Consider the following 14,785-nt stretch of genomic DNA (forward strand, 5'->3'; position numbering starts at 1 on the left):
GGGAAACTCCTTAACGATCTTTCGGGTCGAGGGCATCACGCAAGCCATCGCCGATAAAGTTAAAACAGAACAGCGTGACCACAAGGAAGCCTGCAGGGAACATTAGTAACCACGGCGACACTTCCATTGAGTTAGCACCGTCGCTAAGCAGCGCGCCCCAACTGCTCAGGGGCTCTTGCGTACCGAGTCCGAGGAAACTGAGGAAAGATTCAAACAGAATCATGCTCGGAACCAGCAGCGAGGCGTACACCACCACCACACCCAGCACATTAGGCACGATGTGACGCAGTACGATATTGAAAGTACTTACGCCCCCTACCTGCGCCGCTTCGATAAACTCTTTACGTTTCAGGCCCAGCGTCTGACCGCGCACGATACGCGCCATATCCAGCCACGACACCATGCCAATTGCCACAAAGATCAGCAGAATGTTGCGACCAAAAAAGGTTACCAGCAGGATGACGAAGAACATAAACGGGAAGGAGTTGAGGATCTCGAGGATACGCATCATGACTGAGTCAATTTTACCGCCCAGATAACCGGCTAATGAGCCATAGAGCGTGCCCACCAGTACCGCGATCAAGGCGGAAGCGATGCCGACCATCAGCGAGATACGGCCACCAATCGCGACGCGCACCAGCAGATCGCGTCCCGATGAGTCGGTACCAAACCAGTGGCCTGAAACCGTATCCGGCGCGGCAGACATCATCGCCCAGTCGGTATCGTCATATTTGAACTGCGACAACATCGGGGCAAGCACCACGAACAGCGTGATCACCAGTAATACCAGTAAACTGATAAAGGCGGCGCGGTTATGGATAAAGCGACGACGTGCATCCTGCCAGAGGCTGCGTCCTTCGACTTCCAGTTTTTCGCTGAAGGCATCCAGAGCTTCGCTGTTTTTCTTACTTAACATCATGGGCGAGCTCCACAATCAGTAACGGATTTTTGGATCGATAACGGCATAGAGCACATCAACGATCGCGTTAAACAGAATGGTCAGCACGCCAACCAGAATGGTTAGACTCATCACCAGCGAATAGTCACGGTTCAGTGCCCCGTTAACGAACAGCTGACCGATGCCAGGCAAACCATAGATAGATTCAATCACCATTGAACCGGTGATAATACCGACAAATGCTGGCCCCATGTAGGATAAGACTGGCAGCATAGCGGGCTTCAGCGCATGGCGCAGCACGATACGACGCAGCGGCAAGCCTTTAGCGCGTGCTGTACGGATGAAGTTTGAGTGCATCACTTCAATCATCGAACCGCGGGTAATACGCGCGATGCTGGCAATATAGGCCAATGAGAGCGCCACCATCGGCAGCAGCATGTAATTCCATTGGCCGCCGTTCCAGCCGCCGCCAGGCAGCCAGCGTAGGGTTATCGCAAAGACCAGCACCAGTAATGGTGCCACGACAAAGCTGGGGATCACCACGCCGGTCATCGCGACCCCCATCACGGCATAATCCCACAGACTGTTTTGCTTTAAGGCCGCGATGACGCCGGCCGTCACGCCCAGCACCACGGCGAGGAAAAATGCCGCCAGGCCGAGTTTGGCTGAAACCGGGAAGGCATGGCCTACCAGATAATTCACCGAGTAATCTTTGTATTTGAACGATGGCCCAAAATCACCGTGTGCTAACTGCACCAGATAGCTCAGGTATTGTTTGCCTATCGGATCGTTGAGATGGTATTTCGCTTCGATATTTGCCATCACCTCTGGCGAAAGCACACGCTCGCCGGTAAATGGACTGCCGGGTGCCAGTCGCATCATGAAGAAAGAGATGGTGATGAGAATAAATAGCGTCGGGATGGCTTCGAGGAGCCGACGCAGGATGAATTTTAACATTGCCGTACCTACCAGGCTGTTGCTTCACAAATTAAAAAGGCGGTGCCGCAGCACCGCCACTGTCGATAGCCTGAGTGCTATTAATGTTTAATGATATACAGGTTTTTATCGACGGTTTTATCCAGCGGATCGTTACCGGTATAACCACCCACGTAAGGCTTCACCAGACGTGCGTTGACGTAGTAGTAAACTGGCACGATGGTGCTGTCTTTATCCAGAATCTGCTCTGCCTTCTGATAATCCGCTACACGCGCCTTATCATCTGTGGCTTTAACGGCATCGTGGATAACTTTATCGAAGTCAGCGCTCTTATAATGTGAGGTGTTACTGCTGCTGTCAGACAGCATGATGTTCAGGAACGATGTGGGTTCGTTGTAATCGGCACACCATGCGGCACGGGAAACATCAAAGTTGCCCTGATGGCGCGTATCCAGGAAGGTTTTCCACTCCTGGTTCTCCAGCTTGATGTTCACACCGATATTTTTCTTCCAGATAGAAGACGCCGCGATCGCCAGTTTTTTATGCAGATCGGAAGTGTTATACAGCAGGTTGAAGGTCAGCGGCTTGTCTGCGGTATAACCCGCTTCAGCCAGCAGTTTTTTCGCTTCTTCATTACGCTTGTTCTGATCCCACTTGAACCAATCTGGTGGCAACAGTTCCATACCATCGGTGGCTGGCGGAGTAAAGCTGTAAGCCGGCTGCTGGCCTTGAGCCAACACTTTGTTCACCATGATGTCACGATCCAGACCAAGCTTCAGTGCGGTACGTACGCGTGGATCGGTGAACGGGGCTTTCTGGTTGTTAATTTCGTAGTAGTAGGTGCAGAGATACGGCTTCACCATCAACTCTTTGCCATTATCACGCTGCAGCTTTTTGAACAGCTCGATGGGCATGTTGTTATAAGTGATATCGCTGCCGTTTTCAGAGAAGTAACGGTTAACATCACTGACTTCAGAGTTGATAGGCAGGAACGTCACTTTGTTCAATACGGTGTGCTCGTTATCCCAATATTGCGGATTGCGCACCAGCGTCACACGCTCGTTAATTACGTGTGATTCAAGTTTAAAGGCGCCATTGCCCACCCAGTTTTGCGGTTGGGTCCACTGATCGCCAAATTTGTCGATGGCGGGTTTATATACCGGAGACATGACGGAGTTAATCAGCAACTTGTAGAAGTACGGCACCGGCTCGCTCAGCGTCACTTCCAACGTATGATCATCAATTGCTTTGACACCAAGATCGGAGGTTGGCTTTTTGCCAGCGATGATGTCATCAACATTCACGATGTGGCCATATTGTGGATAGCTAGCGTACGGGGATGCGGTTTTTGGATCGACCAGACGCTGCCAGCTGTAAACGAAATCTTGTGCGGTTACCGGCTCACCATTAGACCACTTAGCGTTCTTGCGCAGATGGAAGGTCCAGACTTTATAATCTTTATTTTCCCAGCTTTCAGCCACGCCCGGTACCGGCTTGCCATCGCTATCGCTGGTGATCAGGCCTTCATATAGGTCACGCGCGATGTTGTCTTCAGGCACACCTTCAATTTTGTGTGGATCCAGCGACTGTACCTCATCGCCGTTACCGCGGACCAACTCCTGTTTTGCTGCCAATTCAACGCCTGCTGGCACTGTTGCTGCCAGCGCGGCATTCCCTGCCAGCGCGCCGATTGCTGCTAATACGCCTGCAGCAATCAGGCTTTTTTTCGTGATGTTGTTCATTATTACGCTCCAGTTTTATTATCTTTACCAGGTCGATTCATCGCCTGGCGTCCCCTTTTCGGGTGGTCTTCGCCTGTCTGAACGAAGACCCGAATCACCCTTTAGGGTTTACCACGGTAAAGTGCCGTCCGACTGTAGCGTCGGATCGATACATTACTCAATGTTTCTTTATGTAATAGTATTTCAACGCCAGCATAACCTGCGGGTCTTTACCGGTGAAGCCGCCAACCCAAGGCTTAACCAGTCTCACGCTTACGCGGTAATAGACTGGCACAATGGGCGAGTCTTTATCGAGTTGCGCTTCCGCCTGCTGATAAAGCGAGGCACGGCCTGCTTCATCCGAATGCATGAGTGTTTGCTTCATTAATTGATCAAATTCTGGGCTGTTATAAAAGGCCGTATTAATCGACGAACCGCTTAATAACATATTCAGGAAAGTTGACGGTTCGTTATAATCGGCGCACCAGGTTGCACGGACCACGTCGTACTGCGCCTGATGCCGCGTTTCAAGTAGCGTTTTCCACTCCTGATTCTGTAATGTGACCACAGCACCGAGATTCTTTTGCCACATTGATGCTGCAGCGATCGCCTGCCTCTTATTCTGCTCAGATGTGTTATACAGCAGCGTAAAACGCAGCGGATTTTGTGGGTTAAAACCCGCCTGCGCTAATAATTCTTTCGCCATGGCATTTCGCTCTGCCTGGGTTTGTTGTGCCCAGGCAGGAGGAGAAAGTGTAATGCCATGGGTGAACGGCGGTGTTAAGCCATAGGCAGGAATTTGTCCTTGCCCCATAATCTTTTGCGCAATAATGTCGCGGTCAAGTGTTAACTTCAAAGCGGCACGCACCCGCCCATCATTGAAAGGCGCTTTTTTATTATTAATTTCATAGTAAAACGTGCATAAAAGAGGGCTGACTTTGACCTCGTCGCCGAGATCCTGCTGCAGTTTTTTAAACATCTCTGGCGGGACCGCGCTGTTAGTCATATCGGTCCCCCCGCTGCGATAGCGATTAATATCACTATTTTCCGAGGAGAGCGGTAAAAACACACCCTCCTCGATTACGGTATGTGCATTATCCCAATAGTCAGGATTGCGTTTAACTACGATTTTTTCATTCACCACCCATTCACTTAATGTAAAAGCGCCATTGCCTACATAGTGATTCGGCTGTGTCCACTGCTCACCCCACTGCTCAATGGCCGGACGATAAACCGGTTTCATGGCACTGTGCGCCAGCATGGCAACAAAATAGGGAACGGGTTCAGAAAGGGTAACCTGAAGGTGATGGTCGTCGAGAGCTTTAACGCCGAGTTCACCAGGCGCAGCTTTGCCAGATAGAACAGCGTCAATATTTTCAAGGTGTGCAGTTTGCAAATAGCTGGCGTAGGGCGACGCGGTTTTAGGATCGGCCAGACGCTGCCAGCTATAAACGAAGTCATGCGCGGTTACCGGTTCGCCATTACTCCATCGCGCATCGTTGCGCAGCGTAAAAGTCCAAATACGGCCGTTGTCACTTTGCCACGAACTGGCGACGCCTGGCACCAGTTGTCCGTTATTGTCGGTTTCAACGAGCCCTTCCAGTAAATTACGCATGACATTCGATTCAGGCACGCCTTCTGCCTTTTGCGGATCTAATGTTGCTACTTCACTGCCATTATTAATAACAATCCGTTGCACATCTGATAATGGGGTACCAGCCGGGATTTGTGCTGCCTGGCTCTGTGCCAGTATTCCCGCAAGGCATAAGGCTAGCACCGAAGGTGCAGCCATTTTCGCTACCATGCATTTCATCAACAAATATCAACCTTACTCATAAGCCTGATAGGATGTAAGCAAAAAGCGTACACATTTGTCGCTATCAGATAAAAAATTTGTGGATGAGCCGAAATTATCAGAACCGTTGCCCGCGCGCCAAAGCTAAACTGCAAAAATGTTAGCAGATTCTCTTTTATCACGATCGGACATGCAGTGAAAGAGTTAATTTTTATCCAGAATTATCATCTAATTTTTTGATTTTAAAATAATTTTTGATGATTTTGCATGTAATCTATCCATCTTAGCTATTTTTTAATAAGTTATTCCAATATAACCATATAACTCCTCATCATCCCTACTATTCGTTATTGAATTGGCGAATAACCTTTTAGACATGCTAATTAGTACGAATTAGGCAGAAGATTTATCTGTGATAATTATCACAATATTGAAGCGCTTTTAGATGCGGGCTACAAAAGTTAGTAGTAAAAGTGATGATGGCTGCGATGACTTTAGCAATAAGAATAAAATAACCAAAATGGTGCAATTAATCACTTGCGCGCACCATTTTGGGTCAAACATGCGGCGTTACAAAAAAAATAACTGTGGGGTCAGTTAAGGAGTCCAGGAAAAATCGATTTCATGCCAGTTACGATAAACTCGATACCTAAAGCCATTAATAATAAGCCCATGATACGCGTAATGACGTTAATCCCCGTTTGACCAAGTAACCGAACCATTAAAGGTGCAGCACGAAAAAGAAGCCAACAGCTAAAAGCAAAAATGGCAATCGCAATACTTAAGCCAAGTAAATTTTGCCAACTGTTATAGCGCGTGCTCCATACAATGGTTGAACTTATCGCACCGGGCCCCGCCATTAATGGTAAGGCCAGTGGCACCACGCCAATACTTTCACGAATGGCGCTCTCAGACTTCTCCTGCTTATTTTGCTTATCTTCCCCGAGCTTCCCGCTGATCATCGACATCGCTATGGTGACAACCAAGATTCCCCCCGCAATACGGAACGAATCAATTGAGATACCAAAGACATGTAAAATGCCATCCCCGAGAAAAAGGGAAGTCCAGAGAATGATGGCGACGGCCAAATTTGCCGTAAGATTGGTTTTGTTGCGCTCCGCTACACCCTGGTAGCTGGTCATACTGATAAAAACCGGGATGATGCCCACCGGATTCACTAAGGCAAACAACCCGACAAAAAACTTAATGTAGCCGGAAAGATCGAGTAGTACGGGATTCAAAGTGGGCTCCGGTAAGGTCTGAATTGAAAATCGCGCTTAATGTAGTGCAAAAGCCGGGCGTAAAACCAGAGGTAAAGGCAGAAAATTATGCTACCTGTCCCGGTCATAACCAGTTTATCTGACTACTGTTACTCAAAAGTTATAACGATGCAGCTTGAGCGTTCAGAGAATGTGGCAAAGCACACTAACTTTACTTGCGAAAGTTAGTGCTGAAAGGTGTCAGCTTAGGTTCGAATTGATCCAAATCATTATTTACCTACCTCAACAGGGGTAATCTTACCCCATCGAAACCACTTCCGGAGCGTTTAGGCATCTTGACCAGGAAACCCTTTTAGTAAGCAAAGACAATACAGTCGTTAACTTGAGCAATTTATAAGCTTAACGTGACTATACTTCTGGATCAGGCTTGTTTACTAAAAGAGTTTAACTTCCTTCAGGAGAGCACTATGGCCGTTACTAATGTTGCCGAACTTAATGCACTGGTAGAGCGTGTTAAAAAGGCACAGCGTGAATTCGCTAATTTTAGTCAGGAACAAGTGGATGCAATTTTCCGCGCTGCCGCCCTCGCCGCTGCAGATGCCCGTATTCCACTGGCCAAAATGGCCGTCGCCGAATCTGGCATGGGTATTGTTGAAGATAAAGTGATCAAAAACCACTTCGCTTCAGAGTACATTTACAATGCCTATAAAGATGAAAAGACCTGCGGTATCCTTGCAACCGACGACACCTTTGGCACCATCACCATTGCCGAACCCATTGGCTTAATCTGCGGTATTGTACCCACCACTAACCCAACTTCTACTGCTATTTTCAAGGCGTTGATTAGCCTGAAAACCCGTAATGGCATCATCTTTTCCCCACATCCGCGCGCAAAAGATGCCACGAATAAAGCGGCTGATATTGTTCTGCAAGCTGCAATCGCTGCAGGTGCACCGAAAGACATCATTGGCTGGATTGATGCCCCATCGGTTGAACTGTCGAATCAATTAATGCATCACCCAGATATCAATTTAATCCTTGCCACCGGTGGTCCAGGCATGGTGAAGGCGGCGTATAGCTCTGGCAAACCTGCCATTGGCGTTGGTGCGGGCAATACCCCAGTCGTGATTGATGAAACAGCCGACATCAAACGTGCAGTTGCATCAATTCTGATGTCGAAAACCTTTGATAACGGCGTGATTTGTGCTTCTGAACAATCTGTTATTGTGGTTGATTCAGCATATGACGCTGTACGCGAACGCTTTGAGAGTCACGGTGGTTATCTGTTGCAGGGCCAGGAGCTGAAGGCCGTTCAGGACATTATCCTGAAAAATGGTGCATTGAATGCCGCCATTGTAGGGCAGCCAGCAGCGAAAATTGCCGAACTGGCGGGGATTACCGTACCGGCAAATACCAAAATTCTTATTGGTGAAGTGAAGCTGGTAGACGAGTCTGAACCGTTTGCGCATGAAAAATTATCACCGACATTAGCCATGTATCGCGCTAAGGATTACCACGACGCCGTTGATAAAGCGGAAAAACTGGTAACTATGGGTGGTATTGGACATACCTCATGTCTGTATACCGACCAGGATAATCAGATTGAGCGCGTACACTACTTCGGCGATAAAATGAAAACCGCTCGTATTCTTATCAATACCCCAGCGTCACAAGGCGGTATCGGTGACCTGTATAACTTCAAGCTGGCTCCGTCACTGACACTGGGCTGCGGTTCATGGGGGGGTAACTCCATTTCTGAAAACGTGGGACCTAAACATCTCATCAACAAGAAAACCGTGGCCAAGCGAGCTGAAAATATGTTGTGGCATAAACTTCCGAAGTCTATCTACTTCCGTCGCGGCTCACTGCCGATTGCCCTTGAAGAAGTGGCAACTGACGGGGCTAAACGCGCCTTCATCGTTACTGACCGCTTCCTGTTCAATAACGGTTATGCCGATCAAGTTACTCGCGTACTGAAATCACACGGCATTGAAACTGAAGTGTTCTTTGAAGTTGAGGCAGATCCAACGCTGAGCATTGTGCGTAAAGGCGCGGAACAGATGAACAGTTTCAAACCTGACGTGATCATTGCCCTCGGCGGTGGTTCACCGATGGACGCTGCAAAAATCATGTGGGTCATGTACGAACATCCTGAAACGCATTTTGAAGAGCTGGCGCTGCGCTTTATGGACATCCGTAAACGTATCTATAAGTTCCCAAAAATGGGGGTGAAAGCACGTATGGTTGCCATCACCACCACCTCTGGTACAGGTTCTGAAGTGACTCCATTTGCGGTAGTTACTGATGATGCAACAGGCCAGAAATATCCGCTTGCAGACTATGCACTAACCCCAGACATGGCAATTGTTGATGCTAATCTGGTGATGGATATGCCGCGTTCTCTCTGCGCATTTGGCGGCCTTGATGCGGTGACACACTCACTTGAAGCTTATGTGTCAGTATTAGCCAATGAGTATTCAGATGGTCAGGCACTTCAGGCGCTGAAATTGCTGAAAGAGAACCTGCCTGCCAGCTATCGTGACGGCGCTAAAAATCCGGTTGCACGTGAGCGTGTTCACAATGCAGCGACTATCGCGGGTATTGCGTTTGCTAACGCATTCCTTGGAGTATGTCACTCTATGGCGCATAAACTGGGTTCTGAGTTCCACATCCCGCATGGCCTTGCTAATGCGCTGCTTATCTCAAACGTGATTCGTTATAACGCGAATGACAATCCAACTAAGCAGACGGCTTTCAGCCAGTATGACCGCCCTCAAGCACGCCGTCGTTATGCTGAAGTGGCCGATCATCTGGGACTTTCAGCTGTAGGCGACCGTACCGCGCAGAAAATTGAAAAACTGCTGGCCTGGCTGGAAGAGATGAAAACACAGCTGGGAATTCCAACCTCTATCCGCGAAGCGGGTGTACAGGAAGCTGATTTCCTCGCGAAAGTAGACAAACTGGCAGAAGATGCATTCGATGACCAATGTACTGGCGCCAACCCACGCTATCCGCTGATTGCTGAACTGAAACAAATTATGCTGGATACCTTCTACGGTCGTGAATTCTCTGAGTCTTACAGTGAAAAAGCTGCTGAGACAAAAGCAGAAGTGAAAATCGAGAAGAAAACCAAAAAAGCCTAAATAGTTTTAACTTAAAAAACCCGCTTCGGCGGGTTTTTTCATCTGCCTAAAAACTAAGCCTGCGGTTGTTGTGTCCCATATATCGCTCTTAATGAGCCTTCATCAATAGCTTGTTTATAATGTTTGCGGCACACAGAGATATAACGTTCATTGCCACCAATTACGACCTGCTCCCCCTCACTGAAAGGCTTTCCGTTGGCATCGAGGCGTAACACCATGCTAGCTTTACGGCCACAGTGACAGATGGTTTTTAGCTCGACAAGTTTATCAGCCCAAGCCAGTAAATATTGGCTGCCAATAAATAGCTCACCGCGGAAGTCCGTACGTAAGCCGTAGCACAATACGGGAATATCCAGATTATCTACTACATTAGACAATGCCCTAACCTGTTCTCGCGTGAGGAACTGGCTTTCATCGACCAGCACGCAATGCACGGGTTGCTTAGCATGCTCGTTGGCTATTTCCTGATCCAGTTGCGTGTTAGCGTTATATAAAAAAGCCGGAGACGATAGTCCGATGCGTGAACTGACCTTGCCGGCACCAAAGCGATCATCAATTTCTGCGGTATAAACCAGTGAACGCATACCGCGCTCATGGTAATTATAGGAAGATTGTAGTAGAGCCGTTGATTTACCTGCATTCATCGCAGAGTAATAAAAATAAAGTTGGGCCATTAGAAGAATCTCATCGCAACCTATATTCGTTGCGCCGCAGTTTACCATAAAGTTGTAAAGCTGTAGCGATGCATTATTTTTATCATCTGCTCAATTTAACAACAGCAACACACTCTTTAGATGTCTACATTACGAACATAGCACAATTTGATAAAGTAGTTCATGCGCTAATATTTGATTCATTACTATTACCACTGACGTGAAGGAATTCACGGAATGCCAAGCATACCGTACAAAATCACTACCAAAGAAAGTTACAAAACGCGTAAATATATTTTGCGCAGCGTTCAAAACCCACCTCTATTTTTTAATTTACGTTTTGCTTTTAAATCTGGCTATTGCAGTTATTTTTTTGCACCACTATTATGAGTTGGCAGAACCACTCCCATTTATTATATTTTGAGATTAGGACAATGAGCGAAGCACTTAAAATTCTTAATAATATCCGTACATTGCGCGCACAAGCTCGTGAATGCTCTCTGGAAACATTAGAAGAGATGCTGGAAAAGCTCGAAGTTGTGGTCAACGAGCGTCGTGAAGAAGATTCCCATGCACAAGCGGAAAATGCAGAACGTAATCGCAAACTGGAACAATATCGTGAGATGTTGATTGCGGATGGCATCGATCCAAATGAGCTATTGCAGGCTTTATCTGAAACGAAAGCACCGGGTAAAACCAAGCGTGCTGCTCGTCCAGCTAAATATTCCTATGTTGATGAGAACGGTGACAACCGCACGTGGACCGGTCAGGGACGTACGCCTGCTGTGATTAAAAAAGCTATTGAAGAACAAGGTAAAAAACTGGACGATTTCCTGCTGTAATCTCTCCAGTGCTTCGAATTGTGATTAGTGAAGAGCGCGTTCACTTTACACCAGATAAGAAAAAGGAAGCCAAAGGCTTCCTTTTTTCATAGAGATTTATTGTTGATAGAAGCTTCGGTACCAATCAACAAAATTTTTGACACCCTTCTCTACGCCGGTTTGCGGACGGAAATTAATCGCCTCATAAAGCGGTTGCGTATCAGCACTGGTACTCAACACATCGCCAGGTTGCATTGGCAGCATATTTTTCTTTGCCTCAATTCCCAGCGCTTTTTCCAGCGATTCAATATATGTCATTAAACTGACTGGCTGGCTATTACCAATGTTGTAAACACGATAAGGCGCAGAACTGCTTGCCGATGAGCCTGCTTCTACAGTCCAGGCTTCATCTGGCTGCGGGATAACATCCTGCAATCTAACAATCGCTTCGGCTATATCATCAATATAGGTAAAGTCGCGGGTCATTTGACCATTGTTATAAACATCAATTTTCTCACCTGCTAACATCGCACGCGTAAATTTGAAAAGCGCCATATCTGGGCGTCCCCATGGACCATAAACAGTGAAAAAACGTAATCCAGTGGTTGGCAGTTGATAGAGATGCGAATAAGTATGCGACATCAACTCGTTAGCTTTTTTTGTGGCCGCATACAGTGAAACAGGATGGTCAACGGAGTCATCCGTTGAAAAAGGCATTTTGCGGTTCAGACCATAAACTGAACTGGATGAAGCATATAGCAAGTGGCCAATTTTATGATGGCGACAGCCCTCAAGAATATTGAGGTGACCGATTAAATTAGCATCGGCATAAGCGTGGGGATTTTCAATTGAATAACGTACGCCAGCCTGCGCGCCTAAGTGAATTACACGCTCAAATTTGTGTTCTGCGAACAAAGAAGAAATGGCCTGGCGATCCGCCAGGTCCATTTTTACGAATATAAAATTGGGATGTGTAGCATTCTGATCTAAACGGGCCTGCTTAAGGCTGACATCATAGTAGTCATTCAGGTTATCGATACCGACAACCTGGTGACCCACTGCCAGCAAGCGCTGGCTGACGTGAAATCCAATAAAACCTGCCGCGCCGGTGACCAGAAACTTCATACATCCCTCATTATTTATTCTACGATTTGAATAGACGCTCCGCGGCCGATTGCATAGTACGTAAAGCCGCGCTTGCTGATACGCTCTGGATCATACAGGTTACGACCATCAAAAATCACGGGTTGTTTTAACGCGGTCTTGATGACATCGAAATCTGGTGCACGGAAGTTTTGCCATTCGGTGCAAATCACTAAGCCATCTGCTCCCTGTAGCGCAGCTTCCTTGGTGCCCATCAATTTCAGGTCATCACGATGGCCGTAAACGCGCTGAGCTTCATCCATCGCTTCCGGGTCAAATGCCTGAACTGTTGCGCCAGCTTCCCATAACGTTTCCATCAGCACACGGCTGGATGCTTCACGCATGTCATCCGTATTAGGTTTGAACGCCAGTCCCCACAGAGCGAACGTTTTGCCGCGCAGATCGTCGCCAAAATGGCGCTTAATGAAAGTCGGCAGTTTGTTCTTCTGCGAGTCGTTAACGTCCTCAACGGCCTGCAGCAGGCGTGGAGTGTAACCGATTGATTCAGCAGTGCGAATCAGCGCCTGTACGTCTTTCGGGAAACACGAACCGCCATAGCCACAGCCAGGATAGATGAAGTGATAGCCGATACGTGAATCAGAACCAATTCCCTGACGCACTTTCTCAACGTCGGCTCCCAGACGCTCAGCCAGGTTTGAGATCTCATTCATAAAGCTGATTTTGGTGGCCAACATACAGTTCGCTGCGTACTTCGTCAGCTCTGCACTGCGGATATCCATCAAGATCATACGATCGTGGTTACGATTGAACGGCTCGTAAAGTTCACGCAGCAATTCAACAACTTCATCGTTGTCAGTACCAACCACGATGCGCTCCGGACGCATACAGTCATTAACTGCAGCACCTTCTTTGAGGAATTCCGGGTTAGAAACCACGTCAAAAGCAATATTTACATCGCGTTTCTGCAGGGTTTCAGTCATTACCGCACGAACCCGATCCGCAGTACCAACGGGCACAGTGGATTTGTCGATAACGACTTTATGATCGTTCATGTGCTGTGCAATGGTGCGCGCAACTGCGGTCACATATTTCAGATCGGCAGAGCCATCTTCATCGGGAGGCGTCCCCACAGCGATGAATTGCATTACACCATGATTTACGCCCTCTTCCGCATTGGTGCTGAACTTCAGGCGACCAGACTCATAGTTTGACATTACGAGCGGCGTCAGGCCCGGTTCAAAGATCGGAATATGACCTTTCTTCAAGTTTTCGACTTTCTTTTCGTCGACATCAATACAGAGAACGTCATGTCCGACTTCGGCTAACACCGCAGCCTGAACCAGACCGACATAGCCGATACCAAATACAGTGACTTTCATTGAATTATCCTGTGTTTATTGAGTTACTTTTTATTGCCTACTGCGCCTTCAAGCCATTGGGTGAAATCTTTACCCAACACTGGATGACGAACGCCGTACTCAACAAAAGCCTGCATGTAACCCAGTTTGTTACCGCAGTCATGGCTTACACCGTTCAGGTGATAGGCTTCTACCGTCTCTTTTTCCATTAGCATAGCAATGGAGTCAGTCAACTGAACTTCGCCACCCGCACCTGGAGGTGTTTTCGCCAGCAGCGGCCAGATATCAGCAGATAACACATAGCGTCCAACCACAGCCAGGTTTGACGGGGCTTCAGAAGCTTTTGGCTTCTCAACGACGCCAACCATTGGTGCGCTCTGGCCTGGGGCAAGATCGGCACCCTGGCAGTCAACCACACCATAAGCGGTGACATCCGCAACCGGCTCAACCATGATCTGGCTACGACCACTCTCTTCATAACGAGTCAGCATCTCTGCCAGGTTGTCTTTGGTTGGATCAGATTCGTATTCATCAATGATTACGTCGGGCAGGATAACGGCGAAAGGTTCATCACCAATCAGTGGATGTGCACACATCACCGCGTGGCCCAAACCTTTAGCAATGCCCTGACGAACCTGCATGATGGTGACATGCGGTGGGCAGATAGATTGGATTTCATCCAATAGTTGGCGCTTAACACGTTTTTCCAGCATTGATTCCAATTCAAAACTGGTATCAAAGTGGTTTTCAATGGCGTTTTTAGAAGAGTGTGTAACCAGCACAATCTCATTAATGCCTGCTGCAATGCACTCATTCACGACATACTGGATCAACGGCTTATCGACAAGCGGTAACATCTCTTTTGGAATAGCTTTCGTCGCAGGCAGCATACGCGTACCAAGACCTGCAACAGGGATTACCGCTTTTTTTACTTTAGTCTTATAGGCAGACATCTAAATACCTCTCTTAATAGGCCGTTCAAGTTAATACTTGATATGTCGGTTTAAAAACGAAATGAGTATACCAGTTACTATCAGACGGATTTATCCTGGATGGAGTTAATCCGCGGAATTTAAGACTATTACCCAAGTGTAAAGCCTGCCCCTGGTCCTGTCTTCAACCCGCGAAAAATTTTA

At 47.6% G+C, this 14,785-nt stretch carries 11 protein-coding genes; 2 read left to right on the top strand and 9 right to left on the bottom strand.

The window, feature by feature from the left end; all coding sequences use genetic code 11:
* Positions 1-10: 10 nt before the first annotated feature.
* The 5 genes from oppC to ACIP6T_RS06325 all read right to left on the bottom strand — a co-directional run bounded on the left by oppC (position 11) and on the right by ACIP6T_RS06325 (position 6,591).
* The gene (gene oppC / locus ACIP6T_RS06305; RefSeq protein ID WP_400455996.1) at positions 11-919 is read right to left on the bottom strand and encodes an oligopeptide ABC transporter permease OppC; all 909 of its coding nucleotides are present in this window, start codon (positions 917-919) and stop codon (positions 11-13) included.
* Between the two features lie 15 nt (positions 920-934).
* A complete protein-coding gene (gene oppB, locus ACIP6T_RS06310) occupies positions 935-1,855 on the bottom strand; it encodes an oligopeptide ABC transporter permease OppB (protein ID WP_007892378.1) in 921 nt (306 codons plus the stop codon).
* Between the two features lie 80 nt (positions 1,856-1,935).
* Positions 1,936-3,576 carry an oligopeptide ABC transporter substrate-binding protein OppA gene (oppA, locus tag ACIP6T_RS06315; protein ID WP_345829581.1) on the bottom strand — a complete coding sequence of 547 codons (1,641 nt, stop codon included), beginning with the start codon at positions 3,574-3,576 and terminating at the stop codon, positions 1,936-1,938.
* A gap of 157 nt (positions 3,577-3,733) precedes the next feature.
* Complete coding sequence (locus ACIP6T_RS06320; protein ID WP_400455998.1) at positions 3,734-5,347, bottom strand: ABC transporter substrate-binding protein; 1,614 nt, start codon at positions 5,345-5,347, stop codon at positions 3,734-3,736.
* 596 nt (positions 5,348-5,943) lie between these two features.
* Positions 5,944-6,591 carry a YchE family NAAT transporter gene (locus tag ACIP6T_RS06325; protein WP_097097181.1) on the bottom strand — a complete coding sequence of 216 codons (648 nt, stop codon included), beginning with the start codon at positions 6,589-6,591 and terminating at the stop codon, positions 5,944-5,946.
* A 446-nt stretch (positions 6,592-7,037) separates the two neighbouring features.
* Between ACIP6T_RS06325 and adhE the strand changes: the two genes are divergently transcribed.
* Entirely contained in the window at positions 7,038-9,713 is a 2,676-nt protein-coding gene (gene adhE, locus ACIP6T_RS06330) for a bifunctional acetaldehyde-CoA/alcohol dehydrogenase (RefSeq protein WP_097097180.1), read from the top strand.
* 53 nt (positions 9,714-9,766) lie between these two features.
* Here the strand turns inward: adhE and tdk are convergent, their stop codons facing one another.
* On the bottom strand, positions 9,767-10,387 hold the full coding sequence (tdk, locus tag ACIP6T_RS06335) for a thymidine kinase (protein ID WP_345829573.1): 621 nt from the start codon (positions 10,385-10,387) through the stop codon (positions 9,767-9,769).
* 413 nt (positions 10,388-10,800) lie between these two features.
* Between tdk and hns the strand changes: the two genes are divergently transcribed.
* A complete protein-coding gene (gene hns, locus ACIP6T_RS06340) occupies positions 10,801-11,208 on the top strand; it encodes a histone-like nucleoid-structuring protein H-NS (RefSeq protein ID WP_097097178.1) in 408 nt (135 codons plus the stop codon).
* A 96-nt stretch (positions 11,209-11,304) separates the two neighbouring features.
* On the opposite strand, the gene ACIP6T_RS06345 is transcribed toward hns, so the two are convergent.
* Genes ACIP6T_RS06345 through galU form a run of 3 tightly spaced genes read right to left on the bottom strand, consistent with a single transcriptional unit; the run spans position 11,305 to position 14,602 of the window.
* Entirely contained in the window at positions 11,305-12,312 is a 1,008-nt protein-coding gene (locus tag ACIP6T_RS06345) for an NAD-dependent epimerase (RefSeq protein ID WP_400456002.1), read from the bottom strand.
* A 14-nt stretch (positions 12,313-12,326) separates the two neighbouring features.
* Positions 12,327-13,670 (bottom strand): UDP-glucose dehydrogenase family protein, encoded by a 1,344-nt coding sequence (locus ACIP6T_RS06350; RefSeq protein ID WP_400456004.1) that lies wholly within the window; start codon positions 13,668-13,670, stop codon positions 12,327-12,329.
* A 23-nt stretch (positions 13,671-13,693) separates the two neighbouring features.
* Positions 13,694-14,602, bottom strand: a complete 909-nt coding sequence (gene galU / locus ACIP6T_RS06355; protein ID WP_007892362.1) for a UTP--glucose-1-phosphate uridylyltransferase GalU — start codon at positions 14,600-14,602, stop codon at positions 13,694-13,696.
* Between the last annotated feature and the right edge of the window lie 183 nt (positions 14,603-14,785).

Origin of the sequence: Pantoea sp. NPDC088449, from assembly GCF_044753225.1 — a bacterium.
Taxonomy (GTDB): Bacteria; Pseudomonadota; Gammaproteobacteria; order Enterobacterales; family Enterobacteriaceae; genus Pantoea; species Pantoea floridensis.

Excerpts from the sequence above, each read along its gene's own strand:
- oppC (WP_400455996.1), bottom strand. The coding sequence starts at position 919 with ATGATGTTAAGTAAGAAAAACAGCGAAGCTCTGGATGCCTTCAGCGAA.
- oppB (WP_007892378.1), bottom strand. The coding sequence starts at position 1,855 with ATGTTAAAATTCATCCTGCGTCGGCTCCTCGAAGCCATCCCGACGCTA.
- oppA (WP_345829581.1), bottom strand. The coding sequence starts at position 3,576 with ATGAACAACATCACGAAAAAAAGCCTGATTGCTGCAGGCGTATTAGCA.
- ACIP6T_RS06320 (WP_400455998.1), bottom strand. The coding sequence starts at position 5,347 with ATGGCTGCACCTTCGGTGCTAGCCTTATGCCTTGCGGGAATACTGGCA.
- adhE (WP_097097180.1), top strand. The coding sequence starts at position 7,038 with ATGGCCGTTACTAATGTTGCCGAACTTAATGCACTGGTAGAGCGTGTT.
- tdk (WP_345829573.1), bottom strand. The coding sequence starts at position 10,387 with ATGGCCCAACTTTATTTTTATTACTCTGCGATGAATGCAGGTAAATCA.
- hns (WP_097097178.1), top strand. The coding sequence starts at position 10,801 with ATGAGCGAAGCACTTAAAATTCTTAATAATATCCGTACATTGCGCGCA.
- ACIP6T_RS06345 (WP_400456002.1), bottom strand. The coding sequence starts at position 12,312 with ATGAAGTTTCTGGTCACCGGCGCGGCAGGTTTTATTGGATTTCACGTC.
- ACIP6T_RS06350 (WP_400456004.1), bottom strand. The coding sequence starts at position 13,670 with ATGAAAGTCACTGTATTTGGTATCGGCTATGTCGGTCTGGTTCAGGCT.
- galU (WP_007892362.1), bottom strand. The coding sequence starts at position 14,602 with ATGTCTGCCTATAAGACTAAAGTAAAAAAAGCGGTAATCCCTGTTGCA.